Origin of the sequence: Nonomuraea sp. NPDC048882, from assembly GCF_040649755.1 — a bacterium.
Lineage (GTDB): Bacteria > Actinomycetota > Actinomycetes > Streptosporangiales > Streptosporangiaceae > Nonomuraea > Nonomuraea maheshkhaliensis.
The window spans coordinates 913,313-936,374 of the sequence record NZ_JBEZGB010000003.1 but is presented as its reverse complement, the minus strand read 5'-3'; the positions used below and the strand labels follow the sequence as shown (position 1 = coordinate 936,374).

Below are 23,062 nucleotides of genomic sequence, written 5' to 3'. Positions count from 1 at the left end.
GCTTTTCCAGGGGCCGGTCAGCGTCCGAACTTCTCGATGGCCTCCGGGGTCACGGGGGTGAAGAAGTTGACCAGGTTGCCGTCGGGGTCGCGGAAGAGCAGCGCCCGGTTGCCCCACGGCATCGTGGTGGGCTCGTTGACGAAGTCCCGCACGAGGTCGGTCAGGTTCTTGTAGACGCTGTCCACGTCGTCGACCAGGAACTCGACGATGACGCTGCGGTTCGCGCCCGGTTCCGCGGAGCCGGGCGCGAACAGCGGGACGGTGCGGGTGCTGCCGATGGCGAGCGTGGCGGAGGCGGTCCGCAGCTCGGCGAAGTCGTCGTTGGCCCAGCTCGCCTCCACTCCGGTGGCGGCCTCGTAGAAGCCGACGAGGCGGGCGACGTCGGCGGTGATGATGCGGATCGAGACGAAGTTCACGGGTGGTTCTCCCTGGTCGTTCCTTGGGTACGACCGCACGCTACGCCGGATACCGGGCGAAACCCGCCCGGTATCTGCGGCAGACTTTCGGTATGACCCGACCCACCGCTCGCGTGCTCACCCTGCTGGAGCTCCTGCAGTCGGGAGGGTTGCGGACCGTGGCCGAGCTCGCCGACCGGCTCGGCGTGGACGAGCGCACGGTACGGCGCTACGTCGGCCACCTCATCGACCTCGACGTGCCCGTCGAATCGGTGCGGGGCCGCTACGGCGGCTACCGGCTCGCCCCCGGTTACCGCATGCCGCCGCTCATGCTGGGCGACGACGAGGCGCTCGCCGTGCTGCTCGGCCTGGTCGCGGGGCGCAGGACCGGCCTGCTGACGGCCGCGGGCACGGCGAGCGAGACGGCCGCGGCGAAGATCCGGCGGGTGCTGCCCGAGCGGCTCGGCCGCCGGCTCGACGCCGTGCTCGGCTCCCTCGCCTTCACCGCTCCCGCCGGTGAGCCGGCCGTCCCGGAGACGGCGGTGCTGCTCGCGATCGCCGACGCGGTGAGTCACCACCGGCCGGTCTCGATCCGGTACACCGACGCCGGCGGGCGGCGCAGCGAGCGCACGCTGCACCCGTACGGGCTCGTCGCCCACTCGGGCCGGTGGTACGTGACGGGCGCCGATCCCGCGATCGGCGAGGACCGGACGTTCCGGCTGGATCGCATCGCCGGCGCGCGGACCCTGCCCGGCTCGTTCGACCCGCCCGGCGGGCCCGGCCCGGCGGAGCGGGTGCTGACGGGGCTCGCCACCGCGCCGTACCGGCACGAGGTGACGCTGCTGGTCCAGGGCAGCGCCGAACAGATCCGCACCCGGCTCCCCGCCGGCATCGCGCTCGTGACGGAATCAGCACCGGTGAGCGGTTCGGGTCAGGACGTCATGCGTTGGTCCCGCGTCGAGTTGCGGGCCGAACGGCTCGACTGGGTGCCGGCCATGCTCGCCTCCATGAACCTGCCGTTCGTCATCGAACGGCCGGACGAGCTCCGCGACCTCGTCGTCGCGTTCGCCGACCGGCTCACCCGATCGGCCCGGCGAAGCCCGGCGGGCGGCGAAGGCAATGACGGGGGCAATGACGGGGGCAATGACGGGAGCGACGGGGTCACGCGTTGAGCTCGGCCAGCCAGCCGAGCTGCTCGGCGCGGTCCTCCACGGTGGGGGCGTTCAGTCCGACGATCACCCGGGTCGCGCCCGCCTTGCGGTAGGCCTCCAGCCGCTCGCGCACCCGCGCGGGCGTGCCGCACAGGGCGAGGGCGTCCACCAGGTCGTCGGGCACCTCCTCCATCGCCTCGCCCAGGTCGCCGTCGAAGTACGCGTCCTGGACGCGCGCCGCCGCCGGGCCGAACCCGAGGCGGTGGGCGAGCCGGTTGTAGAAGTTGACCCCCCGGGTGCCCATGCCGCCCAGGTAGAGGGCCAGCATCGGCCGGATCAGGTCGCGGGCGTAGTCGGCGTCGTCGTCCACCATGGCCATGACCATCGGCGAGACCTCCACCGTGGCCGCGTCGCGCCCGGCCAGGGCGGCCCCGGCCCGCAGGTGCTCCATGCTCTGGGCCACGTGCTCGGGCGGGAAGTGGATCGGCAGCCAGCCGTCGGCGATCTCCCCGGCCAGCGCCACCGCCTTCGGCCCCATGGCCGCCAGGTGGACGGGCAGCGGCTTGCGTACGGGGGCGACGGTCATGCTCAGCGCCTTGCCGCGGCTGTCGGGCAGAGGCAGCACGATCTCGGGGCCGTCGTGCTCGACCGGCCGGCCGTCCAGCGCCGTCCGTACCACGGCCACGTAGTCGCGCAGGTGGGCCAGCGGCCGCTCGTACCGCTGACCGTGCCACCCCTCGGCCACCTGCGGGCCTGAGGCGCCGAGCCCGAGCAGGAACCGGCCGCCCGACACCCGGTCGATCGTGGTGGCGGCCATCGCCGCCGAGATCGCCGTGCGGCCCGTCACCTGGATCACGCCGCTGCCCAGCCCGATCCGCTCGGTGCCGGCCGCGAGCCAGGCCAGCGTGGTCGCCGGATCGACCCCGTAGCCCTCAGAGGCCCACACCGAGTCGTATCCGAGCCGCTCCGCCTCACGTGCCAGCCTCAGCTGGGCTTCATGGGTGGCCGCCACGGGGCCGAGGGTGCCAAGGCTGAATCCGAGCCGCACTGCCGCCTCCTCACGATCCGATCTTGTCCTTACTCTCCCGCAGAAGCCCTGCCGAGACCAGGGCCGGCGGCGACCGGACGGATCAGGGTGGCGCCGAGCTCGGTGGCGCGGTGGATGACCATGTTGGCGTGGCGGGTGCTGGTGATCAGGCCGGCCCGCTGGAGGACCTGGGCGTGCGCGCTGGCCGAGGACAGCGAGGCGCCGGTGCGCCGGGAGAGTTCGCTGGTGGTGCAGCCGGCGGTGGCGGCGATGTGGCAGAGAACGCGGGCGCGGGTCGCGCCGAGCAGGTCCGACAGCGCCTGGCCGGGGTCGGGCTCCGGGGCACGCCGCGGCACCGGATAGATCAGTACGGGCGGCAGCCCGGGGTCCGCCAGCGCCACGGGGGTGTAGCGGCAGAAGTAGGAGGGGATGAGGGTCAGACCCCTGCCACGCAGCGGGATCTCGTAGCGGCCGGCGGCGTAGTCGACCTCCAGGACCGGTGGCCGCCACCGCATGCGGGGCGGCAGCGCGCCGAGCATGGCCTCCACGCCCTGGTCGGTGAGCAAGCGGGCGAGGCGGGCGCGTTCGCGTCCGAGTGCGTGCTCCATCATGGTGCGGTGGGGGGCGAGGACGGCCCGGCCGTAGTGGCCGGCCAGGCGGGCCAGGCCGGCGATGGCGCGCCGGTCGCCGCGGGCGAGGTCGTCGAGGGTGCCGGGCAGGGCGGTGTGCCGGCGCAGCTGGTCCACCTCGCGCCGGACCCGTGCGCAGGAGGTGGCGGCCAGCGCGTCGAGGCCGGCCTCGCGTCCCGCCTGGGCCTCGTGCGGGGTGAGGAAGTCGGGCCAGTACGCCTTGATCGGCATCAGCGGCGCCAGCGTGCGCCGGACGGGCCGCAGCAGGCCGGCGGCGGCCAGGTCCGCGCGGGCCCGGCGGCGCCAGGCGGTCAGGTCCGCCCCGCCGCCGGGCCGCTGCAGCACGTGCAGGCTCATCACCGTCTCCCACGGCTCGTCGACGCGAGAGGCGACGCGTACGCGGGCCAGGTCCTCACCGGTGAAGACGATGCGCAAAATTCCGCCGGACATGCCCCCCATGCTGGCCCGGACGGATCATCAGGCGATCAACGCCCGGTGGACACGCGCCGGCGCTATCTGTTGAACCATTTATGGGACTTGATACAGATATGCCCCCTACCAGGGTCTTCTGTGGGGTTGGTCCAGGCCTCCTGCTGGCCGTAGAGCAGCGCCCAATGGGCGCCGCCGCAGGTGACGAGATGGACGTCGTCCAGGTTGCCCTTGCGGCCGTTGTTCCACAGCGACTTCACCTTGTGGCTGAACGAGCACGGCCGTCCCCCGCCCGCCCAGTTGGCGTCGTTCCCCTCCCAGTTGCACCGTTTGCCCGACCCGCTCACGCCGCTGTAGGCGCAGATGCTGCCCTTGGGGCAGTCCCCCAGCCAGTCCTGAGCCGACGCGACGCCCGCGTTCCCGGTGAGGCAGAACGCCGCCATGAGAGTGACCGTGCCGGCGGACACCGCTCGTCTGATTCCCAAGATCCGCTCCTCTCCGTCTCCGTTGCGCACCCAGTACACAGAGCCGGGGGACGGGGTGTCGCCGTGTTCCACCCAGGAACGGAACACCGACGTCAGAGGCGTGAAGAGGCGCGATCGACGGCCGGGGCCCGGCGGAATGTCCGGACAATGCCCGCCCCATGTCCTCGATCACGCGTTCCGGCCTGCCGCACACTACGGAGGTGCCCGGAGCGGCCGGAGGCGGAGACGAGAGCGAGGAGCGAGGCCGGTGACCAGTGTGCGGTTCTCGGTGCTGGGTCCCCTGACGGCGGTCCAGGACGGGGCTCAGGTCCCTGTCACGGTCGGCAAGCTGCGCGTCCTGCTCGCCACCCTGCTGCTGCGCCCGAACGAGGTCGTCCCGGCCGACCTGCTCGCCGAGCGGCTGTGGGGCCGCCGGGTCCCGGTCAACCCGCGCAAGGTCCTGCGCACGTACGTCGTACGCCTGCGTCAGGCCCTGGGCGCGAGGGACGTGATCGTCACCATGCCGGACGGCTACCTCGCCCGGCTGCGGACCGACCAGCTCGACCTGCTGCGGTTCCGCGCCCTGCTCCAGGAGGCCGGCCGGGCCGCGGACCCGCTGACGGAGCGGCGGCTCCTGCACGAGGCGCTGGCCCTGTGGTGCGGCCCCGTGTGCGCCGGCGTCGCGTCGGAGACGCTCCAGCAGATCGACGTGCCGCCGCTCGCCGAGCTTCACGTGCACACCCTCGAACGGCGCATCGAGCTCGACGCCGGTCTCGGCGAGCACGCCTCGCTCGTCGCGGAGCTGCGGGCCCTGACCGCCGAGCATCCCTTCAGGGAACGGCTCTGGGCCCAGCTCATGACCGCCCTCTACCGCACCGGCCGGCAGGCCGAGGCGCTGGAGACGTACCGGACCGTCTTCCGGCTGCTGCAGGACGAGCTCGGCATCCTCCCCAATGCCGAGCTGCGCCGCCTGCACCAGGCCATGCTCGCGCAGTCACCGGTGGAGGTCACGGACGACGCGGGCGAGCCGCCCGCGCCCGTCCCGCCCAGGCAGCTGCCGGCCGGCGTGCCGGCGTTCGTCGGGCGGACGGACGAACTGTCCGCCCTCACCGCCGGAGCGGGCGCCGCGACGATCACGGATGCCGCCGCAGGGACGGGTGCCATCTCAGGGACGGGTGACGCCGCGGTCACGGATGCCGCCGCCGGAACGGGCACCGCCGGGGTGACGGTCACCGCGATCGACGGCATGCCGGGCGTCGGCAAGACCGCGCTGGCCGTGCACGCCGCGCACCTGCTGGCCCCGCACCACCCCGGCGGCCAGCTCTTCCTCGACCTGCGCGCCCACAGCCAGGACGACCCCCCGCTCGACCCCGCCGACGCCCTCGACCGCCTGCTGCGCGCCCTGGGCCTGCCCGGCGAGCACGTCCCCGAGCGGCTGGACGACCGTGCCGCGCTCTACCGCAGCCTGCTGGCCGAGCGGCGCGTCCTGCTCGTCCTGGACGACGCCGCCGGCGAGGCCCAGGTCCGGCCGCTGCTGCCGGGCGGCGGCGGCTGCCACGTGCTGATCACCAGCCGGCGCCGCCTGTCGGGGCTGGACGTCACCCATGCCGTGTCGCTGGACCCGCTTCCCGCCGCCGACGCGATCGCCCTGTTCACCCGCACCGCCGGAGCCGGCCGGGTGGCGGGCTCGCCCCGGCACCTCCTGGCCGCCGTCGTCGAGCACTGCGGCCGGCTGCCCCTGGCCATCCGCGTGACGGCCGCCCGCCTGCGCTCCCACCCCACCTGGCGCCTGACCCACCTGCTCGACCGCCTCGGCGACCCCCGCCAGCCGCTGCGCGCGGGGCAGCGCAGCGTCACGGCGGCCCTCGACCTGTCCTACCGCAACCTCGACGAGCCGCAGCGGCAGGCGTACCGGCTGCTCGGCCTGGATCCGGCCGCCGACCACGCCGTCGGCGCCGCCGCCGCGCTGCTGAACACCCACCCCGTCAGGACCGAGCGGCTGCTGGAGCAGCTGCTCGACGCGCACCTCATCGAGGAGCCCGCGCCCGGCCGCTACCGTTTCCACCAGCTCGTCCGGGCCCACGCCACCCAGGCGGCCTCGACGGTGAACGCGAGCGAGCGCAGGGCCGCTCTGGCCCGCCTGCTCGCCCACCACGCCGGCCTGGCCGCCGAGGGCACGCGATCGGAGGACCCTATCGGCCTTCGACGAACGTGACCGTCTCGTCGAGCGGCGCCCGGCCCGTGCGGATGTACTGCTCGGCGGCGTCCTCGAACCCGATCGACATGCCGCAGAACAGCATGAGCTCCTCCGGCGGGCGCACGATCTCCGCGACGGTCCTCCGGTAGACCGACCACGCCATCTGCGGGCAGCTGTGCAGCCCTTCCGCGCGCAGCAGCAGCATGACGGTCTGCAGGTACATGCCGAGGTCGGACCACTGCGGCCGGCCCAGGCCGCGGTCGATGTAGCAGAACAGGGCGGTGGTCGCGCCGAAGCACTCCCAGTTGCCGGAGGCGGCCCGCTGGCGCGCCTCCCAGTCCTCACGGGCGACGCCGAGCGCGCTGTAGCGCTCTCTGCCGAAGGCGGCCCGGCGCTCCTGGTACGGCGGCTTCAGCTCGGCCGGATACATCTCGTACTCGCGCTCGTCCCACGGCTCGCCGGCGGCCAGCCGCGCTCCGGCCCGGCGTTTGATCTCGGCCAGCGGCTCACCGGTCACCACGTAGATGTGCCAGGGCTGCAGATTCGACCCGGACGGCGCCCAGGCCGCGGCGGACAGCACCCGCTGCAGCACCTTTCGCGGAACAGGCCGTCCCGTGAACCCGCGCACCGCCCGCCGGCTGGTGACGGCCTCGTAGACGTCCATGAATCACCATCTCCCCCGCACTTTCGTGACGGTATGTGAAGCTTTCCGGGGGGACGGGCGGCGAATCCGGCCTACCTACCCGCCCACGGGATAGGCGAACCTGGTCAGCAGATCCCGCAACTGCTCGGCCTCTCCCGGCCCGAGGCCGGCGACCAGGCGCTCGGCCATCGGCTCGGCCGCGACGTGCGCCGCGTCGAACAGCTCGACGCCGCGCGGCGTGATCTCCACCGCGCGCACCCGCCGGTCCCCCGGCACGGCCTTGCGCACGGCCAGCCCCTTGCGCTCCAGGTCGTCCACGACCCGCATGATCCCGGCCTTGTCCGACCCCGTCGCCGCCGCCAGGTCGCGCTGCACCGTGGGCCCCCGATCGGTCAGCACGATCAGCACGGCGAAGTGCCGCAGCTCGATGCCGAGCGGCCGCAGCGCCTCCGTCATCACCGCGGCCGCCCGCCAGTGGGCCTGGCGCAGCAGCAGGCCGAGGGCGAAGGGCGAGGCGTCCCCCGGGCGGTCGGTCGCCCGCGGCGGAACCGCGGAAGGTACGTCGGCGCTCATGAACGTAATCCTACCAGCACCCTCTCACTCGATACGGTATCAAATGAAACAACTGTCCGTCATCACGAGGCCAAGCCTGCGGCAGCGACGCGTGTCACCGGGCGGGCCCCGCAGGTCGCGCCCCTAGCGTGTGCGCATGGACGACCGGATCGGCCGCCGCTGGGAGGCCTTCAAGGAGTCGCCGTTCCTTCCCGCGACCGTGATCGTGCTGATCCTCTCCGCCGGCGCGGGGCTCTTCGCCGGTTCGTACACCTACGCCATGGCCAACCCGGCCCCGCACCGCGTCCCGGTCGCCGTGGTCGGGGTCAGCCACCAGACCGTGCGCGGCAAGGCGTTCGCCGCCGGTCTGGAGCGGGCGCTCGACGCCTCGCTCGCGCTGTCCTTCGAGCGCTCGTACGAGCAGGCCTGGCAGGCGGTCGAGGAGCAGCGCGTCTTCGCCGTCATCGTGGTGCGCGGCGACGACGTCACGCTGAACGTGTCCAGCGCGTCGGGCGCGTCGGTGGCGCTGCTGCTCAGCGAGGCGGCGCCGCGGGTCGCGCCCCGGGTCGGCGTGCGGCTGACGGTGCGCGACATCAACCCGCTGCAGCGGGGCGACCCGCGCGGGCTGGCGCTGTTCTACATCACGCTCGCGGCGGTCGTCATCGGCTTCATCGGGGCCGTCCAGCTCAACGTCAACGCCGCGGGCCTGTCGGCGTGGCAACAGATCGGCTTCACGGTGGCGTACGCGGCGCTCGGCGCGCTGTCCATCGTGGCCGTCGTGGACTGGGGGCTCGGCGCGCTGAATCTGCCGCTGCTGGAGTCGTGGTTCATCCTGGCGCTGACCATGTTCGCCTCGGGGATGGTGTTCGCCATGTTCCACACCATCGTCGGGCGCTGGGCGATGGTGCCCACGTGGGGGCTGATGGTGCTGCTCGGCAACCCGTCGTCGGGCGGGGCGGTGTCCTGGCCGCTGCTGCCCTCGCCGCTGGGGACCATCGGGCGCTGGCTGCCGCCGGGGGCCTCGGTCAACGCCCAGCACACCGCGGTCTACTTCGGCGGCCATCAGCGGGTGCTGCCGTTCCTGGTGCTGGCCGCCTGGGGGCTGGTGTCGTCCGCCGTCTTCCTGGTCCGGCGCCGGCGCGCGCCGCAGGACCCCCCATGACCGTCGTCCTGCGCTTCGCGTGATCGTACGCGCTGGGGCAGCATGGACGTTTCATCCTGAGTACTGAAATGAGTGATTTGTGTGTCCCGTCGTCGTGCCCACATCTCCATGGTCGGCATTCCCGCCGTCAGCCACGTCCTGCCCAGCTTGGAGATCATCCGCGAGCTGGCGGCCCGCGGCCACCGGGTGACCTACGCCAACGACCCGGCCGTGGCCGAGCTGGTCACCGGCGCCGGCGCCGAACTGGTCACCTGCACCTCCACGCTCCCGGTCGCGGACAACACCTGGCCCGACGACCCGATCGCCGCGATGGGCCTGTTCCTCGACAACGCCGTCCAGTCCCTGCCGCAGCTGCGCGCCACCTACGACGACGATCCCGCGGACCTCTACCTGTACGACATCGCCGGCTACGCCGCCCGCGCACTCGCCGAACGGCAGGGCCGCCCGCTGCTGCAGCTGTCGCCGACGTTCGTGGCCTGGAAGGGGTACGAGGAGGACGTGGCGGCGCAGCTGTGGCAGCTGCCGGGCGCCGGCGCCTACCGCGCGAAGTTCGCGGACTGGCTGGCCGGCTGCGGGGCGACCACCCTCGACGTGGACGCCTTCTCCGGCCGGCCCGCGCGGGCCCTGGCCCTGATCTCCCGGGCGATGCAGCCGTACGCGGACCAGGTCGACACCGGCGCGGTGACGTTCGTCGGCCCCTGCTTCGACCTGTCGGGCGAGGGTGACACCTGGACGAGGCCGGCCGATGCCGGCAAGGTGCTGCTGATCTCGCTGGGCTCGGCGTACACGCGCCGGCCGGAGTTCTACCGCCAGTGCCTGGCGGCCTTCGGCGACCTGCCCGGCTGGCACGTCGTGCTGCAGATCGGCCGGCACACCGACGCGGCCGAGCTGGGCGACATCCCGGCCAACGTCGAGGTGCACCCCTGGGTGCCGCAGCGGGCGATCCTGGAGCAGGCCGACGCCTTCGTCACCCACGCGGGCATGGGCGGGTGCGGCGAGGGGCTGCTGGCGGGCGTTCCGATGATCGCCGTTCCGCAGGGCGCCGAGCAGTTCACGAACGCCGACCGGCTCGTGGAGCTGGGGATCGCCCGCCGGATCGACACCGAGGACGCCACGGCCGAGAGGCTGCGGACCGCGCTGCACGAGCTCGTCACCGATCCCGAGGTCGCCCGCCGCTCGGCCCGGCTGCGGGCCGAGGCGCTGGCCGAGGGCGGCACCACCCGCGCCGCCGACCTCATCGAGGCCATGCTGACCTGACCGGGCGGCACCGGCCGTTCACTCGTTGCCGAAGGTGCCTTCGAGGCGGTGGCGGGAGCCCGGGTGGAGCAGGCGGGCCGTGCTCACCAGCACGTCGCCCGACCAGGTGCGGCGGCGGACGAGCAGGCACGGCTCGTGGCGGCCGATGCGCAGCAGGCGGCGCTCGGCCGCGTCGGCGAGCACCGCCTCGACGATGTGCTCGCCGCGGGTGAGCGGGGCCACCTCGTTCAGGTACGCGTGCGGGGTCTGCAGGGTGAAGTCGCGCTCCAGGTAGTGGGGCGCGCCGGCCGGGTTGACCAGGCGATCCTCCAGCTGGATGGGGGTGTCGTCCTCGAAGTGCACGATGAGCGTGCGGAACACGGTCGGCCCGGCCGCCGCGCGGAGCTCGGGGTCGGCCGCGCCCGACGGCTCCTCGCGCGCGTAGACGACCTCGGTGCGGTGCCGGTGGCCGTGCCGCCGTACGTCGTCGGCGATGTTCCTGACCTGGAGCAGGGCCGAGGCGGCCTTGGGCGCGGCGACGAACGTGCCCACCCCCGCCCGCCGCACGACGAGGCCCTCGTGGGTCAGCTCGCGCAGCGCCCGGTTGATCGTCATCCGGGACAGGCCGAGCGCGCTGACGAGCTGGTGCTCCGACGGGAGCTGCTGGCCGTGAGTCCACCGCCCGGACCGCACGCCGGTCGCGATGAGGGTCTTGACCCGTTCGTACGCGGGCGCGGAGGCGGGCCCGACCTGCTGGAACTGGGCGGCGAGTTCGGACTCGACCACCGTGATGGGCACCATGGCCTGGCGATCCTCAGGGCTCGGGGGACGGCGGGACGGAGGAGCTCTCCTGGCCGATGGCCGGAAGTTTATCTTCCTCCCCAGGGTAGCGAGCTGTATATACAGGACTGTACATTTCCCCCATCCCCTGTATCCCCCAGGGCGCGAGACGCGCGAGAGGCGGACCGCCACATGCAGCACGACCGACCCCCGGGCGCGGCCCCCGCCGTGGAGCGCCGGACGATCGACGTGATCCCCGACGCCGAACGGCACGGCACGCCGCGCAGCCAGTTCACCCTCTGGTTCGGCGCCAACATGCAGATCACGGCGATCGTGGACGGCGCGCTCGCCGTCGTCTTCGGCGCCGACGCCCTCTGGGCGATCATCGCCCTGCTCATCGGCAACGTGCTGGGCGGCGTGGTGATGGCGCTGCACTCCGCCCAGGGGCCGCGGCTCGGCCTGCCCCAGATGATCTCCAGCCGGGCCCAGTTCGGCGTGTTCGGCGCGGTCGTGCCGCTCGTCCTGGTCGTGCTGATGTACCTGGGCTTCGCCGCGACCGGCAGCGTGCTGGCCGGGCAGGCGCTCGGGCGGATCCTGCACGTGCCCGCCACCGCCGGCATCCTGGTCTTCGGCGCGCTGACGGTGATCGTCGCGGTGACCGGCTACCGGCTCATCCACACCGTCGGCAGGATCGCGACCGTGGTCGGCGTCTGCGGCCTCGGCTACCTGCTGGTCGCCGTGTTCACCACGTACGACGTGGGCGCGGTCATCGGCGTCAAGCCGTTCGAGGCTCCGACGTTCCTGCTGGCCGTGGGGCTCGGGGCGGCCTGGCAGCTGACATTCGGCCCGTACGTCGCCGACTACTCGCGCTACCTGCCCCGCAGCACCCCCGAGTCGGCCACGTTCTGGGGCACGTTCGCGGGCAGCGTGATCGGCTCGCAGTGGGCGATGACGCTGGGCGCGCTGATCGCGGCCGTCTCCGGTGACGCGTTCGTCGGCGACCAGGTCGGGTTCGTCGGTCAGCTGGCCGGGCCGGCGGCCGTCGCGCTGCTGATCTACCTCGTGATCGTGGTCGGGAAGCTGACCGTCAACACGCTCAACGCCTACGGCGGCTTCATGTGCCTGCTGACGACCGTGACCGCGTTCAACGGCCGCACGCGGATCTCGCCGGTGGCCCGCGCGCTCTACATCGCCGGCTTCACGGCCGTGTCGGTCGCGGTGGCGATCATGGCCAGCGCCGACTTCCTGAACAACTTCAAGAACTTCGTGCTGGTGCTGCTCATGGTGTTCACGCCGTGGAGCGCCATCAACCTCACCGACTACTACCGGATCTCCAAGGAGCGGGTGGACATCCCCGCCCTGTACGACCCGGCCGGCCGCTACGGCCGCTGGAACGTGCCCGCGCTGGTCTGCTACGCCTTCGGCGTGGTGATCCAGATCCCGTTCCTGGCTCAGAAGCTCTACACCGGGCCCGTGACCGAGCTGCTCGGCGGCGCCGACATCTCGTGGATCGTCGGGCTGGTGGCGACCGCCGTGCTCTACTACCCCTGGGCCAGGCGCACCTCGAACCCGCCCGCCGAGATGATCTACCCCGCCGCCGAGGCCGTACCGGCCCGCTGACGAAAGGAACCGAACATCATGGAAGGCGCACGCCCGGTCCGGGCCGCCCGCGGCAGCACGCTGACGGCCCTCGGCTGGCAGCAGGAGGCCGCGCTGCGGATGTTGCAGAACAACCTCGACCCCGAGGTGGCCGAGCATCCCGACGAGCTGGTGGTCTACGGCGGCACCGGGCGGGCCGCCCGCGACTGGCGCTCGTTCGACGCGATCGAGCGCACGCTGCGCACGCTCAAGGCCGACGAGACGATGCTGGTGCAGTCGGGCCGGCCGGTCGGTGTCATGACCACCCACGAGTGGGCGCCGCGCGTGCTGATCGCCAACTCCAACCTGGTCGGCGACTGGGCCAACTGGGAGGAGTTCCGGCGCCTCGAAGCCGCCGGGCTGACCATGTACGGCCAGATGACGGCCGGTTCGTGGATCTACATCGGCACCCAGGGCATCCTCCAGGGCACGTACGAGACGTTCGCCGCGGTCGCGGCCAAGAGGTTCGGCGGCTCGCTGGCCGGGACGATCACGCTCACCGCCGGGCTCGGCGGGATGGGCGGCGCCCAGCCGCTGGCCGTCACCATGAACGGCGGCGTGGTGATCTGCGTCGAGTGCGACCCGTCGCGCATCCAGCGCCGCCTGGACCACGGCTACCTCGACGTGCGCGCCGACGACCTGGCGCACGCGCTGCGGCTGGCCACCGAGGCGAGGGACGCCCGACGCCCACTGTCGATCGGCCTGCTCGGCAACGCCGCCGAGGTGCTGCCGCGCATGCTGGCCGAAGGCGCCCCGGTCGACGTCGTCACCGACCAGACCAGCGCCCACGACCCGCTCGCGTACCTGCCGGCCGGGATGGCGTTCGAGGACATGACGTTCGAGCGCGAGAAGGATCCGGCCGGCTTCACCGAGCGGGCCCGCGCGTCGATGGCCCGGCACGTCGAGGCCATGGTCGGGTTCATGGACGCGGGGGCGGAGGTGTTCGACTACGGCAACTCCATCAGGGGCGAGGCCCAGCTGGCCGGGTACGCGCGCGCCTTCGACTTCCCCGGGTTCGTGCCCGCGTACATCAGGCCGCTGTTCTGCGAGGGCAAGGGCCCGTTCCGGTGGGCGGCCCTGTCGGGCGACCCGGCCGACATCGCCGCCACCGACCGCGCGATCCTGGAGCTGTTCCCCGGCAACGAGCAGCTGGCCCGCTGGATCCGCCTGGCCGGCGAGAAGGTGCACTTCCAGGGCCTGCCCGCACGCATCTGCTGGCTCGGCTACGGCGAACGCGACCGGGCCGGCGAGCGGTTCAACGACATGGTGGCGAGCGGCGAGCTGCGCGCCCCGATCGTGATCGGCCGCGACCACCTCGACTGCGGGTCGGTGGCCTCGCCGTACCGGGAGACCGAGGGCATGCTGGACGGCTCCGACGCGATCGCCGACTGGCCGCTGCTCAACGCGATGGTGAACGTGGCCTCGGGGGCCTCGTGGGTGTCGATCCACCACGGCGGCGGGGTCGGCATCGGGCGCTCGATCCACGCGGGCCAGGTGACCGTGGCCGACGGCACCGCGCTGGCCGGGGAGAAGATCCGCCGGGTGCTCACCAACGACCCGGGCATGGGCGTCATCCGGCACGTGGACGCCGGCTACGATCACGCCGCGGAGGTCGCCCAGGCCAGCGGCGTACGCGTGCCCATGCGCGAGTCCTCCAACCCGCAGGCTTCCTGAGCAGCCCGCCGGCCCCCGAGGCCGTTGTCAGGAGCCGCGGGGGCCGGGGAAGCCCATCCAGCGCAGCAGGATCATCCGGGCGCCCTCCGGCGCGTCGTCGCGGTCGGAGCCGAAGCGGTGCACCAGCTTGAGGTATTCCTCATGGAACTCCTTGAGCCGCTCCTTGGTCATGAAGGTGCTGGCGCGTGAGCCCTGCTGCCAGTCGCTGTCCTCGTCCCGGTCGCGGACGAAGGCCGCCAGCATGCGCAGGTCCTCGGCCAGCCGGGAGTCTCCCAGCCGCTCGGCGAGGTCCTGCTCGGCGTCGGTCAGGTCTTCGCGGGCGGGCATCCGCCGGTCGGCCTTGACGACGTCCCACCAGCGTTCGCGCCCCTTGGCCCGCTCGCGCAGCTCGGTCACGAAGCCGGTGTCGGCGAGCAGCCGCAGGTGGTAGCTGGTGGTCCCGGTGTTCTGCCCCATGGCCTTGGCCAGCGTGGTCGAGTTGGCGGGCCCGTGGCTGGCCAGGTGGCGCAGGATCTCCCGCCGTAGCGGGCTGGCCAGCGCCTTCATCGCCGCCGGGGAGTGCGTGACCGGGTCGGTTGACATCCGCCCAGCCTACCGATGCCGAGACAATTGTGCAGAACGACTCTGCAGAGGATTACTTGCAGAACCCTCTGCGGAAGGGCTCCGTCAAGCCGCCGGCCGTCGTACCGTGTCCGGTTCGTCCAGGTCCGCCGGGTGCGGCTGGACGAGGACGGGCGCGTCCGCCACGACCACCACCGAGTACCGCCGGTCGTCCCGTACGGGAAGCCCGGCGGCCAGGTCCGCCAGGACGGAGGAGCGGGTCCGCCGGGGCGGGATGACCAGGCGGAACGGCCCCAGCGGCCGGCCGCCCTCCGAGCACAGCGTCAGCTCGACCCGGGCGGTGCCCGCGCTGACGTTGAGCAGGCTGAGCTGGTCGCCGGGCAGGCACCCGTCGACGATCGTCATCTTCCGGTCTCCCGCCATCGTGCTCATCCGTGACTCCCGTCTGCCGCGCCGGCCGTCCCGCTACCCCGGCCGGGCGGGATCTATCAGAGGAGTTGGCGCCGGCTTTGCTATCGCCGCGAACCGGCTCGGGTAGATGCTCGGCGTAGCCGCAGGCAACCACCGCCGCGCCACGCACATCCGGCCGTCCCCCCAGCCGTCACGCGGCACCGGCGGGGAATGACTTCAGGAGTTCACGATGGCCGATGAATCCGCCGTGCCCGTCCGCGCCGAGCACGTGAGTGTCGACGACGAGGGCCGAGTCACGATCGCCGACCCGCAGACCGCCAAGGCGCTCCAGGACCTCGCCCTCCAAGCGCGACTGACCCCGAACCCGGGACACGGGGGTCACGTCACCAACAACTGCCACGGCGGCAACTGCTCAGCCGGCTGCGCGCCCAAGTGAGCACGGCCGCGCCGGCGGGCGTCTCCGCGTTCGATCGGGAGCTGGTCACCTCGTTCCGCAGTGACCGGCTCCACCTCATCCTCTTCCCGACCGAGCAGTGCAACTTCCGGTGCACGTACTGCTACGAGGACTTCGCCATCGGGCGGATGCGTCCCGAGGTCGTCGAGGGCGTGAAGAACCTCATCGACCGGCGCCGCGGCGACCTGACGCACCTGCAGCTCTCGTGGTTCGGCGGGGAGCCGATGCTGGCCCGGCCGATCGTCGAGGAGGTCGCCGCCCACGCGACCGAGGCCCGGCGGCGCACGCCCGGCCTCGATTACGACAGCGACATGACCACGAACGGCTACCTGCTCGACGACGCGGCCGCGCGGCGCCTGGCCGAGCTGGGGATCCGCAGCTTCCAGGTGTCGCTGGACGGGCCCGCCGGGCACCACGACCACACGCGGGTCCGTGCTGACGGGCAGGGGACGTTCGAGCGCATCTGGCGGAACCTGACGTCGATCCGCGACGGCGCGGCGGACGTGCGGATGCTGCTGCGGGTCCATCTCACGCCGGGGAACCTGGCGGTGATGCCGGAGTTCCTCACCCGGGTGCGCGACACGTTCCTCGCCGATCCTCGGTTCCGGGTGTTCCTCAAGCGGGTGGTACGGCTCGGCGGCCCTGGCGACGCCTCCATGGAGGTGCTCGACGAGGCGGACGCGCGGCTCGCCGCGCTGGAGCAGATCGTCCACGCGGAGGAGAGCCTGTTCCAGCCGGAAGAGGTCTGCTACGCCGCCCGCGCCAACTCGCTGATGGTCCGGGCGGACGGGCGGCTCGGCAAGTGCACCGTCGGGCTGTCGGAGCCGGCCAACACCGTCGGCCGGCTACTGCCCGACGGCACGCTCAAGGTCGACAACCCGCGTCTGCGCCTGTGGCTGCAGGGGTGGGAGTCGCGCGACCCCGAGCTGACCGCCTGCCCGTACGAGGCGTTCACGAAGAAGGGCCCGAAGCTGCTGCAGCTGACGGAACGGCCGGCGCGCTCAGCCGATCAGGCCTCCGGGCGGTCGTACACGCAGAACTCGTTGCCGTCGGGGTCGGCCATGACGACCCAGCCGACCTCGCCCTGACCGATGTCCACCCGCCTCGCCCCGAGCGAGACGAGGCGGTCGACCTCCGCCTGCCGGTCCTGGCCGGCGGAGGGGACGAGGTCGAAGTGCAACCGGTTCTTCCCAGGCTTCGCCGCCACCGGCGGGCCACCCCAGGTGATCTTGGGGCCGCCGTGCGGCGAGCGGATCGCGGTCTCCTCGTCCTGGTCCCAGACCAGCGGCCAGCCCAGCACCTCGCTCCAGAAGTAGCCGACCCGCTGCGTGCCGTCGCTCGCCAGGGCTCCGACGAACCCGCAGTCGGCAAGGAACTTGTTGTCGGGGCCGATGACGCAGAACTCGTTGCCCTCGGGGTCGGCCAGCACGATGTGGTCCTCTTCCGGGCGCTGCCCGACGTCGATGTGCCGCCCGCCGAGCGCGAGCGCCCTGGCCACCGTCTGCTCCTGATCCTCCCGGGACGTGCTGGTCAGGTCGAAGTGCATCTGGTTCTGGCCGATCTTCTCCGCATCGGACGGGACGAACCGGACACGGAACCCGGTGTCGTCGTCCGGCAGCAGCGTGATGCCGTCGTGCGGATCGTCGGCCGTCTCCCAGCCCAGCACTCCGGCCCAGAACCGGGCCAGCCCCTTGGGGTCGTTCGCGTCGAAGCAGAGTGCGATGAGCTGAGCAGGCATCCCGGATCTCCCATCCGCCACGGCCCCTCTGGGCGCGGGGACCGAGGCCACGCTAGCCCGCCCGCCGGCGCCGCCGCCAACCGTTTTCGCACGGCCTCACGTCCTGGCGGCGTTCCCGCAACACCTCCACGCGACCTTCCTGGCAGCATTCCCGGTGGCCCCGTGGCGGTCTTCTGCTATGAATGACCGAATCATGACCCGTTACCTGTATCTCACCCGTCACGGCGAGGCCACGCCGGACGAGAGCGGCCTCACCGCGAACGGCCGCCGCCAGGCCGGCCTGCTCGGGAAGCGGCTGCGCGACGTCCCCCTGTCCGCCGTCCACCACGGCCCGCTTCCCCGGGCGGCGCAGACCGCCGCGCTCATCGGCGAACACCTGCCCGGCGTTCCGCTGCGGCTGTCGGAGGCCGCCGGCGACTACGTCCCGTACCGCCCCACCGCGGACGAACTGCCGCCGGAGCACGCCGCCCGCTACCTGTCCTTCCTGGAGCATTTTCCCGCCGACGGCGGCGACGCCCTCGCCGCGCGGGCCCTCGCCGAGTTCACCGGCCCGGCGGACGAGGGGACCCGCCGTGAGCTGGTCGTGACGCACAACTTCCTGATCGGCTGGCTCGTTCGCGCCGCGCTCGACGCGCCGAAGTGGCGCTGGCTCGGCCTCAACCACGCCAACGCCGCCCTGACCGTGATCCGCTACGACTCGGACCGGCCCGCCTCGGTCGCGTACTTCAACGACATGAGCCACCTGCCGCCGGACCTCCGCTGGACCGGTTTCCCACCCGACCAGCACGTGTGAGCCCCTCAGCTCGCTGGAACGCGCGCGACGCGGCGTGATGCGCGCGGCAGTTCCGCGACGCCCGGCAAGGCGACCGTCAGCAGTAGTCGTGGACGTCGATCACGGCGGCCCGTTCGGGGCCGACGATGAGGGCGGCGGTCTCCTCGGTCTCCGCGAGCACAGCGGCCAGCGCCGCGCTGTCCAGCGGTCGCAGGTCGTCACCTCTCCACGTGCGGGAAGCGGCGTCGGTGTCCCCGTGGGGCTCGACGGACACCTCGAAGCGGACCGCGTCGTTGTTGCTCATCCAGAGAAACTCGCTGAGCAGCGTCGTGACCCAGGCGATCCGCTCGTCCGGCCCGGCCGGCGGCACTGTGGTGGCCGGGGCCACGGACAGGCGGCACGTTTCACCATCGTGATCGCGTACGAGGAGGTGCAGCTCGTCGTCGAGCGGGGTGCCGCCCGGTTCGGCGGCGACGTGGACGCGCAGCGGGTGTTCGCAGGCCCGCTCGGTCAGCTCACCGGCGAGGTAGCCGGCCAGCATGCGGGCGCGCCGTTCAAACGGTACTGAACCCGTCTCCAGGGTTTCGGTCAGGGCCTCGATGACGTAGGCGGCGGCTTCGTCGGGGCGGCCCGCTGAAGCCCGCTGACCGCAGTGGTAGTCACGGCAGGACGACGACGCGTCCCCTGACCCGGTCGGGCCCATGGCGTTCCAGGAGGCGGTGGGTCTCGGCGGCGTCCGGCAGCGGCAGCCGCGCCCCGATGCGGGCCCGGAGCCGGCCCTGGGCGAGCAGGCTGTTGATCGTCGTCGCGGCGGACCGGAGGTCGGCGATCGACGCGTTGCTGATGGCGAAGCCGCGGATGCTCAGGTCACGCGGGTAGAGGTCGCCCGCCGGCAGCACCGGGCGAGAGCGCAGCCCCGCCATGACGATGACGCGCCCTCCCTGGGCCAGCAGCGGCAGCGTGGTTTCGAGGTCGTTGACGCCGGAGTTGTCCCAGACGAGGTGCACGCCGTCCTGAGCCGCGTCCCTGACCCGTTCGAGCGCGTGCGGGTCGCGGTAGTCGACGACGGCGCTCGCGCCGAGGGACAGGCACCAGTCGGCGTCCCGCGCGGAGGCGGTGGCGACGACTCGCGCGCCCGCGGCCACGGCGAGCTGGACGACCGCGCTGCCGACCCCGCCGGCGGCCCCGTTGACGAGGACGGTCTGGCCGACCCGCAGCCCGCCCTCGCGGAACAGCCCGATACAGGCGGTGGCGGCGGTGTGCAGGACGCTCACGGCGAGGTCCGGCGGCACATCGGGCGGCAGCCGGTACAGCCGGTCGGCGGGCACCACCGCGTACTGGGCGAACGACCCCTGCCGGCCGCCGTGACCGAGGCTGTTGCACCACACCCGCTCCCCCGGCCGGAACCCCGAGACCCCGGTGCCGTGCGCGGCGACGACGCCGACCAGGTCGCGGCCGATGACGAACGGGAACGGGGTGTGGGTGCGATAGGCGCCTGAGCGGACGAACGTGTCGACCTGGTTGGCGGCCAGCGCTTCCGTGCGTACGAGCACGTCCGTCGGGCCGGGCGCCGGGACCGGCAGCTCACCGATCGTGATCCGGTCGGCCGGGCCGAGGCCGGTGATGTACGCGGCCGTCATGACCGCAGGGACGTTCTCCATCCGAACGTTCCTGTCCACGAGGCCCGGCCGCGAAACCGCAGGGACGTGCCGTTCGGCGGCGAAGTCCGCGCAGGTCAAGCGCGGATCGCGCCCGCCGAAACCCACGGCGAACCGGCCCCTGACCGGCATCAGCCGAGCCTCGACTCACCCGGCGGCGTCGAAGGCGGTTCTGGAGTCCAGGATGCCGGTGGCGTTGCGCTCCGCCCAGCCGGCCAGGGCGCGGACGACTTCGAGCAGGCTGGTGCCGCGCGGGGTGAGCGCGTAGTCGACCCTCGGGGGTTTGGTGTCGTGGACGGTCCGCGTCACCAGGCCGTCGCGTTCCAGCCCGCGCAGGGTCGCGCTGAGCATGCGTTGCGTGATGGGGGCGCTCATGCGGCGCAGCTCGTTGAAGCGGCGGGTGGTGTCGGCGAGCTGGCAGATGACGATCACGGACCACTTGTCACCGATGCGTTCGAGCACGCCGCGGATGAGGTCGCGGCCTTCCTCGCACAGGCCGTCGTCGTCGAGGATCGGGAGCGGTTCCGCCATAGGGCTAAGTATACGGACGATACCTGGTTCCGTTCCGGAACGGTTCTCTCGGTGATACCTGGGCACATAAAAGTGCTCTCTTGTCGCCTTTATCCCGAAATGCGAGGGTACGAACGTCGTACCAGGTAACTAAAGAGAACCGTACGGGAGCTGCGACAATGCGAGTCATCGGCTTTTCCGACTTCGGCGGGCCGGACGTGCTGCGGGTCATGGAGTGGCCGGATCCGCATGCCGGGCCGGGCGAGGTCCGGGTGCGGGTGCACGCGGCGGCCGTGAACCCGGCCGACACGCTGCTGCGCTCCGGCGTGAACGCCCAGGTGCTCGCCGGGGTGCCGGGGCCGTACGTGCCCGGGATGGACATCGCCGGCGTGATCGACGAGCTCGGCCCAGACACCGAGACCGGCCTCACCGTGGGCGATGCGGTGATGGCGATGGTGATCCCGGTCGGCCAGGCCGCCGGCGGCTACGCCGAGCACGTGGTGCTGCCGGCCGGCTGGGTCGTTCCCGCGCCCGTCGGCCTGGATCACGTGGCGGCGGCGACACTGCCGATGAACGGCCTCACCGCCCTGCTGGCCTTCGACCAGCTGGCACTCGCGCCCGGCTCGGTCCTGGCGGTGATCGGGGCCGCCGGGGCCGTCGGCGGGTACTTGGTGCAGCTCGGCAAACACGCGGGCCTCACGGTGGTCGCCGACGCCGCCCCCGCCGACGAGGCGTTGGTCCGTGACCTGGGCGCGACCGACGTCGTCCCCCGCGACGGCGCCACAGCGAACGCCGCAGCTCGGATTCGGGAGTTGTATCCGGACGGTGTGGATGCCCTCGCCGATGCCGCGCTGGGTGGGCCCGGGCTGCTCGACGCCGTCCGCGACGGCGGGACCTACGCCCGCTTCCGTGACGAGAAGCTGCCCGGCGGCCACACGTCGAACGACGGCGGCCGGGTCACTGTGCTGACGCCGTTCGTCCCGGACTACGCGGGCCGGACGGACAAACTGCGCCAGATCCGCGACCTCGCCGAGCAGGACGTGCTCACCCCGCGCGTCGCGGCGACCCTCCCCGCGGCCGCGGCGGCAGAAGCACATCGGCGACTCGAAGCCGGCGGCGTCCGCGGCCGCATCGTCCTCACCTTCTGAGCCTGATCTGGCCATCGACATCACCCCGACAACACTGAACTGAGGAATCATCATGTCCACGCGTTTCACCGGCAAAGTCATCCTGATCACCGGCGCCACCTCCGGCATGGGCCGCGCTGCCGCCGAGCGGCTGGCGGGTGAGGGCGCCAAGGTCGTTCTCGCCGCCCGAGGCAAGGAAGCGGGCGAGGCGCTGGTGGCCGGCCTTCGGCTCGCCGGCCAGGAGGCCACCTTCGTCCCCACCGACGTACGCGAGGAAGGGCAGGTGGCGGAGCTGGTCCGGCAGGCGGTCGAACGGTACGGCCGGCTCGACGGCGTGTTCAACAACGTCGGCGCCGCTACGGCGATCGGAGCGGTGACCGAGATCGACGGCGACGCCTGGCAAGGGGACCTCGCGCTCAACCTCAACAGCGTCTTCTTCGGACTGAAGCACCAGATCCCCGCGCTGAGTGCGAGCGGCGGGGGCGCGATCGTGAACAACGCCTCCATCCTGGGCGTGACCGGGCAGGCGGGCATGGCCGCCTACAGCACCGCCAAGCACGGCGTCATCGGTCTCACCCGCTCGGCGGCGCTCGACGCGGCCCCGGCGGGCGTACGGGTCAACGCCCTGGTCACCGGCGGCATCGACACCCCGCTGCTGCGGGCCGGCATGGGCCCGACGCCGGAGGAGGCGCTGCGGGTGGGGGCGGCGATGCACCCGATCGGGCGGGTCGGCCGGGCGGAGGAGGTGGCGGCGTTCGTGGCGTTCCTGCTCAGCGACGAGGCCGGCTTCATCACCGGCGCCGCACTCGCGATCGACGGCGGCGTGACCGCCGGCTGACGACACCCCGTCCAGGCCAGGGCCGGGTACGCGACGTCAGCGCCGCGCCCGTCCAGACGGGGTACGCGACATCAGCCCGCGTCCATCCAGGCCGGGCGCACGACATCAGCCTGCACCCGTCCACGTCCAGCACCCGACGTCAGCCCGCGGCCGGCTACGCCTGTGGGACGGGGTCGGCTGGGGTGGGGTTCAGGGACCGGAACAGGGTGGTGATGAGCTGGGCGAGGTCGTCGGAGTGGGCTTCGGCGAGTGCCGGGGTGCCGATGACGCGGCGCAGCAGCCACACCCCCGCCTGCACCGCGAGCATCAGCTCCGCCCGCACCTCGGCCCCGGCGCCGGACAACTCCTCGGTGAGGTGGCGGCCGGCGTGGCGGGCGATCGCCTCGCGCATGATCTCCGCCGCCCGCGGGTTGGCGGCCGATCGGAGCATGAGCAGGAACGGACCCAGTTCCTCGGCCTCAGGCGCCGTCCGTGCCACGAGCGTGCGGGCGGTGCTCGCGGCCAGTTCCGGTCCCGTGCCGGTGATGACGGTGCGCGGCGCGAAGGCCACGTCGACCGCCTCGGCGAACAGCTGCTCCTTCGAGCCGAAGTAGCGGTTGATGAGCATCGCGGTCACCCCCGCGTTCCCGGCGATGTCGCGGACCCCCACCCCGTCGTAGCCGTGCCGGGTGAAGGCGACGACCGCCGCGTCGAGGATGGCCTGCCGGGTGGCGGCGGCGTCGCGTCTGCGCCGGTCGGATGCGGGCTGGTCGCTCATTCTACAAGTGTATAGTTGGTCGGTGTCTACGCACGTAGACACCGACGCCGAGCCAGGTGGCACGTCACAGTGCGATGGTGGCGTGACGAACGACGCGCGGCTCGGATCGTACGCCCAGGACGCGGTGTGCAGGAATCGTCCAGAATTCGGGAGCACCTGGGTCGCGCCCCACGCGTACGAGCCGTCCCGGCGACGGGTGCCGACGTTGAACAGGACGTGGTCGTGGGTGGCGGCGAGCGCGTTGCCGCTGCTCCGGGCG

25 protein-coding genes are annotated in these 23,062 nt (G+C 72.7%); 11 read left to right on the top strand and 14 right to left on the bottom strand.

What is annotated here, in order from left to right; all coding sequences use genetic code 11:
- Positions 1 to 17: 17 nt before the first annotated feature.
- Positions 18 to 416 carry a VOC family protein gene (locus AB0C27_RS14275; RefSeq protein ID WP_357842969.1) on the bottom strand — a complete coding sequence of 133 codons (399 nt, stop codon included), beginning with the start codon at positions 414 to 416 and terminating at the stop codon, positions 18 to 20.
- A gap of 92 nt (positions 417 to 508) precedes the next feature.
- Between AB0C27_RS14275 and AB0C27_RS14270 the strand changes: the two genes are divergently transcribed.
- A complete protein-coding gene (locus tag AB0C27_RS14270; protein WP_357842966.1) occupies positions 509 to 1,567 on the top strand; it encodes a YafY family protein in 1,059 nt (352 codons plus the stop codon).
- Here AB0C27_RS14270 and AB0C27_RS14265 read toward each other — a convergent pair.
- The 3 genes from AB0C27_RS14265 to AB0C27_RS14255 all read right to left on the bottom strand — a co-directional run bounded on the left by AB0C27_RS14265 (position 1,557) and on the right by AB0C27_RS14255 (position 4,116).
- Positions 1,557 to 2,594 (bottom strand): LLM class flavin-dependent oxidoreductase, encoded by a 1,038-nt coding sequence (locus AB0C27_RS14265; RefSeq protein WP_357842963.1) that lies wholly within the window; start codon positions 2,592 to 2,594, stop codon positions 1,557 to 1,559. The two genes, AB0C27_RS14270 and AB0C27_RS14265, sit on opposite strands and share 11 nt — an antisense overlap.
- Before the next feature lie 29 nt (positions 2,595 to 2,623).
- Positions 2,624 to 3,652 carry a MarR family transcriptional regulator gene (locus AB0C27_RS14260; protein ID WP_357842961.1) on the bottom strand — a complete coding sequence of 343 codons (1,029 nt, stop codon included), beginning with the start codon at positions 3,650 to 3,652 and terminating at the stop codon, positions 2,624 to 2,626.
- A 62-nt stretch (positions 3,653 to 3,714) separates the two neighbouring features.
- Entirely contained in the window at positions 3,715 to 4,116 is a 402-nt protein-coding gene (locus AB0C27_RS14255) for a peptidase inhibitor family I36 protein (RefSeq protein WP_357842958.1), read from the bottom strand.
- Between the two features lie 247 nt (positions 4,117 to 4,363).
- Between AB0C27_RS14255 and AB0C27_RS14250 the strand changes: the two genes are divergently transcribed.
- Positions 4,364 to 6,310, top strand: coding sequence for a BTAD domain-containing putative transcriptional regulator (locus AB0C27_RS14250; RefSeq protein WP_357842955.1), 1,947 nt, complete (start codon positions 4,364 to 4,366; stop codon positions 6,308 to 6,310).
- On the opposite strand, the gene AB0C27_RS14245 is transcribed toward AB0C27_RS14250, so the two are convergent.
- Both AB0C27_RS14245 and AB0C27_RS14240 read right to left on the bottom strand, forming a co-directional pair.
- Positions 6,288 to 6,956: a nitroreductase gene (locus tag AB0C27_RS14245; RefSeq protein ID WP_357842952.1), complete on the bottom strand. Its 669-nt coding sequence runs from the start codon at positions 6,954 to 6,956 to the stop codon at positions 6,288 to 6,290. The genes AB0C27_RS14250 and AB0C27_RS14245 overlap by 23 nt on opposite strands.
- A gap of 75 nt (positions 6,957 to 7,031) precedes the next feature.
- On the bottom strand, positions 7,032 to 7,508 hold the full coding sequence (locus tag AB0C27_RS14240; RefSeq protein WP_357842950.1) for a MarR family winged helix-turn-helix transcriptional regulator: 477 nt from the start codon (positions 7,506 to 7,508) through the stop codon (positions 7,032 to 7,034).
- 136 nt (positions 7,509 to 7,644) lie between these two features.
- Here AB0C27_RS14240 and AB0C27_RS14235 point away from each other — a divergent pair, with 136 nt between their 5' ends.
- Together AB0C27_RS14235 and AB0C27_RS14230 are read left to right on the top strand one after the other, a co-directional pair.
- On the top strand, positions 7,645 to 8,649 hold the full coding sequence (locus AB0C27_RS14235) for an ABC transporter permease (protein WP_357842947.1): 1,005 nt from the start codon (positions 7,645 to 7,647) through the stop codon (positions 8,647 to 8,649).
- Positions 8,650 to 8,757: 108 nt separating this feature from the next.
- On the top strand, positions 8,758 to 9,906 hold the full coding sequence (locus AB0C27_RS14230; protein ID WP_357843103.1) for a macrolide family glycosyltransferase: 1,149 nt from the start codon (positions 8,758 to 8,760) through the stop codon (positions 9,904 to 9,906).
- An 18-nt stretch (positions 9,907 to 9,924) separates the two neighbouring features.
- On the opposite strand, the gene hutC is transcribed toward AB0C27_RS14230, so the two are convergent.
- A complete protein-coding gene (gene hutC, locus AB0C27_RS14225; protein WP_357842944.1) occupies positions 9,925 to 10,686 on the bottom strand; it encodes a histidine utilization repressor in 762 nt (253 codons plus the stop codon).
- A 171-nt stretch (positions 10,687 to 10,857) separates the two neighbouring features.
- Between hutC and AB0C27_RS14220 the strand changes: the two genes are divergently transcribed.
- Entirely contained in the window at positions 10,858 to 12,285 is a 1,428-nt protein-coding gene (locus AB0C27_RS14220) for a cytosine permease (protein ID WP_357842941.1), read from the top strand.
- Positions 12,286 to 12,303: 18 nt separating this feature from the next.
- Complete coding sequence (gene hutU / locus AB0C27_RS14215; RefSeq protein WP_357842938.1) at positions 12,304 to 13,977, top strand: urocanate hydratase; 1,674 nt, start codon at positions 12,304 to 12,306, stop codon at positions 13,975 to 13,977.
- Between the two features lie 27 nt (positions 13,978 to 14,004).
- Here hutU and AB0C27_RS14210 read toward each other — a convergent pair whose 3' ends face one another.
- Both AB0C27_RS14210 and AB0C27_RS14205 read right to left on the bottom strand, forming a co-directional pair.
- Positions 14,005 to 14,559: a helix-turn-helix domain-containing protein gene (locus AB0C27_RS14210; RefSeq protein ID WP_357842935.1), complete on the bottom strand. Its 555-nt coding sequence runs from the start codon at positions 14,557 to 14,559 to the stop codon at positions 14,005 to 14,007.
- Between the two features lie 84 nt (positions 14,560 to 14,643).
- Positions 14,644 to 14,970, bottom strand: coding sequence for a sensory rhodopsin transducer (locus tag AB0C27_RS14205; RefSeq protein ID WP_357842933.1), 327 nt, complete (start codon positions 14,968 to 14,970; stop codon positions 14,644 to 14,646).
- Between the two features lie 208 nt (positions 14,971 to 15,178).
- On the opposite strand from AB0C27_RS14205, the gene AB0C27_RS14200 reads away from it, so the two are divergent.
- Both AB0C27_RS14200 and AB0C27_RS14195 read left to right on the top strand, forming a co-directional pair.
- A complete protein-coding gene (locus AB0C27_RS14200) occupies positions 15,179 to 15,385 on the top strand; it encodes a hypothetical protein (protein WP_357842930.1) in 207 nt (68 codons plus the stop codon).
- The gene (locus AB0C27_RS14195; protein WP_357842927.1) at positions 15,382 to 16,491 is read left to right on the top strand and encodes a radical SAM protein; all 1,110 of its coding nucleotides are present in this window, start codon (positions 15,382 to 15,384) and stop codon (positions 16,489 to 16,491) included. The genes AB0C27_RS14200 and AB0C27_RS14195 overlap by 4 nt, the downstream gene beginning before the upstream one ends.
- On the opposite strand, the gene AB0C27_RS14190 is transcribed toward AB0C27_RS14195, so the two are convergent.
- Positions 16,413 to 17,141, bottom strand: a complete 729-nt coding sequence (locus AB0C27_RS14190; RefSeq protein WP_357842923.1) for a VOC family protein — start codon at positions 17,139 to 17,141, stop codon at positions 16,413 to 16,415. The two genes, AB0C27_RS14195 and AB0C27_RS14190, sit on opposite strands and share 79 nt — an antisense overlap.
- A 193-nt stretch (positions 17,142 to 17,334) precedes the next feature.
- Here AB0C27_RS14190 and AB0C27_RS14185 point away from each other — a divergent pair, with 193 nt between their 5' ends.
- Entirely contained in the window at positions 17,335 to 17,934 is a 600-nt protein-coding gene (locus tag AB0C27_RS14185; protein WP_357842920.1) for a histidine phosphatase family protein, read from the top strand.
- Between the two features lie 76 nt (positions 17,935 to 18,010).
- Here AB0C27_RS14185 and AB0C27_RS14180 read toward each other — a convergent pair whose 3' ends face one another.
- From AB0C27_RS14180 to AB0C27_RS14170, 3 genes are all read right to left on the bottom strand, one after another.
- Positions 18,011 to 18,616, bottom strand: a complete 606-nt coding sequence (locus AB0C27_RS14180; RefSeq protein ID WP_357842917.1) for a hypothetical protein — start codon at positions 18,614 to 18,616, stop codon at positions 18,011 to 18,013.
- Positions 18,573 to 19,574, bottom strand: coding sequence for an NADPH:quinone reductase (locus AB0C27_RS14175; protein WP_357842914.1), 1,002 nt, complete (start codon positions 19,572 to 19,574; stop codon positions 18,573 to 18,575). Before AB0C27_RS14175 ends, AB0C27_RS14180 begins: the two co-directional genes overlap by 44 nt.
- 144 nt (positions 19,575 to 19,718) lie before the next feature.
- Positions 19,719 to 20,102, bottom strand: a complete 384-nt coding sequence (locus tag AB0C27_RS14170) for a helix-turn-helix domain-containing protein (RefSeq protein WP_357842910.1) — start codon at positions 20,100 to 20,102, stop codon at positions 19,719 to 19,721.
- Positions 20,103 to 20,260: 158 nt separating this feature from the next.
- On the opposite strand from AB0C27_RS14170, the gene AB0C27_RS14165 reads away from it, so the two are divergent.
- Both AB0C27_RS14165 and AB0C27_RS14160 read left to right on the top strand, forming a co-directional pair.
- Entirely contained in the window at positions 20,261 to 21,229 is a 969-nt protein-coding gene (locus AB0C27_RS14165; protein WP_357842906.1) for an NADP-dependent oxidoreductase, read from the top strand.
- 52 nt (positions 21,230 to 21,281) lie between these two features.
- Positions 21,282 to 22,046 (top strand): SDR family oxidoreductase, encoded by a 765-nt coding sequence (locus AB0C27_RS14160; RefSeq protein ID WP_357842903.1) that lies wholly within the window; start codon positions 21,282 to 21,284, stop codon positions 22,044 to 22,046.
- Positions 22,047 to 22,200: 154 nt separating this feature from the next.
- Here the strand turns inward: AB0C27_RS14160 and AB0C27_RS14155 are convergent, their stop codons facing one another.
- On the bottom strand, positions 22,201 to 22,803 hold the full coding sequence (locus AB0C27_RS14155; RefSeq protein ID WP_357842900.1) for a TetR family transcriptional regulator: 603 nt from the start codon (positions 22,801 to 22,803) through the stop codon (positions 22,201 to 22,203).
- Between the last annotated feature and the right edge of the window lie 259 nt (positions 22,804 to 23,062).

Excerpts from the sequence above, each read along its gene's own strand:
- AB0C27_RS14270 (WP_357842966.1), top strand. The coding sequence starts at position 509 with ATGACCCGACCCACCGCTCGCGTGCTCACCCTGCTGGAGCTCCTGCAG.
- AB0C27_RS14260 (WP_357842961.1), bottom strand. The coding sequence starts at position 3,652 with ATGTCCGGCGGAATTTTGCGCATCGTCTTCACCGGTGAGGACCTGGCC.
- AB0C27_RS14245 (WP_357842952.1), bottom strand. The coding sequence starts at position 6,956 with ATGGACGTCTACGAGGCCGTCACCAGCCGGCGGGCGGTGCGCGGGTTC.
- AB0C27_RS14240 (WP_357842950.1), bottom strand. The coding sequence starts at position 7,508 with ATGAGCGCCGACGTACCTTCCGCGGTTCCGCCGCGGGCGACCGACCGC.
- AB0C27_RS14235 (WP_357842947.1), top strand. The coding sequence starts at position 7,645 with ATGGACGACCGGATCGGCCGCCGCTGGGAGGCCTTCAAGGAGTCGCCG.
- AB0C27_RS14230 (WP_357843103.1), top strand. The coding sequence starts at position 8,758 with ATGGTCGGCATTCCCGCCGTCAGCCACGTCCTGCCCAGCTTGGAGATC.
- hutC (WP_357842944.1), bottom strand. The coding sequence starts at position 10,686 with ATGGTGCCCATCACGGTGGTCGAGTCCGAACTCGCCGCCCAGTTCCAG.
- AB0C27_RS14220 (WP_357842941.1), top strand. The coding sequence starts at position 10,858 with ATGCAGCACGACCGACCCCCGGGCGCGGCCCCCGCCGTGGAGCGCCGG.
- hutU (WP_357842938.1), top strand. The coding sequence starts at position 12,304 with ATGGAAGGCGCACGCCCGGTCCGGGCCGCCCGCGGCAGCACGCTGACG.
- AB0C27_RS14210 (WP_357842935.1), bottom strand. The coding sequence starts at position 14,559 with ATGTCAACCGACCCGGTCACGCACTCCCCGGCGGCGATGAAGGCGCTG.
- AB0C27_RS14205 (WP_357842933.1), bottom strand. The coding sequence starts at position 14,970 with ATGAGCACGATGGCGGGAGACCGGAAGATGACGATCGTCGACGGGTGC.
- AB0C27_RS14200 (WP_357842930.1), top strand. The coding sequence starts at position 15,179 with ATGGCCGATGAATCCGCCGTGCCCGTCCGCGCCGAGCACGTGAGTGTC.
- AB0C27_RS14190 (WP_357842923.1), bottom strand. The coding sequence starts at position 17,141 with ATGCCTGCTCAGCTCATCGCACTCTGCTTCGACGCGAACGACCCCAAG.
- AB0C27_RS14185 (WP_357842920.1), top strand. The coding sequence starts at position 17,335 with ATGACCCGTTACCTGTATCTCACCCGTCACGGCGAGGCCACGCCGGAC.
- AB0C27_RS14180 (WP_357842917.1), bottom strand. The coding sequence starts at position 18,616 with ATGGGCCCGACCGGGTCAGGGGACGCGTCGTCGTCCTGCCGTGACTAC.
- AB0C27_RS14175 (WP_357842914.1), bottom strand. The coding sequence starts at position 19,574 with ATGGAGAACGTCCCTGCGGTCATGACGGCCGCGTACATCACCGGCCTC.
- AB0C27_RS14170 (WP_357842910.1), bottom strand. The coding sequence starts at position 20,102 with ATGGCGGAACCGCTCCCGATCCTCGACGACGACGGCCTGTGCGAGGAA.
- AB0C27_RS14165 (WP_357842906.1), top strand. The coding sequence starts at position 20,261 with ATGCGAGTCATCGGCTTTTCCGACTTCGGCGGGCCGGACGTGCTGCGG.
- AB0C27_RS14160 (WP_357842903.1), top strand. The coding sequence starts at position 21,282 with ATGTCCACGCGTTTCACCGGCAAAGTCATCCTGATCACCGGCGCCACC.
- AB0C27_RS14155 (WP_357842900.1), bottom strand. The coding sequence starts at position 22,803 with ATGAGCGACCAGCCCGCATCCGACCGGCGCAGACGCGACGCCGCCGCC.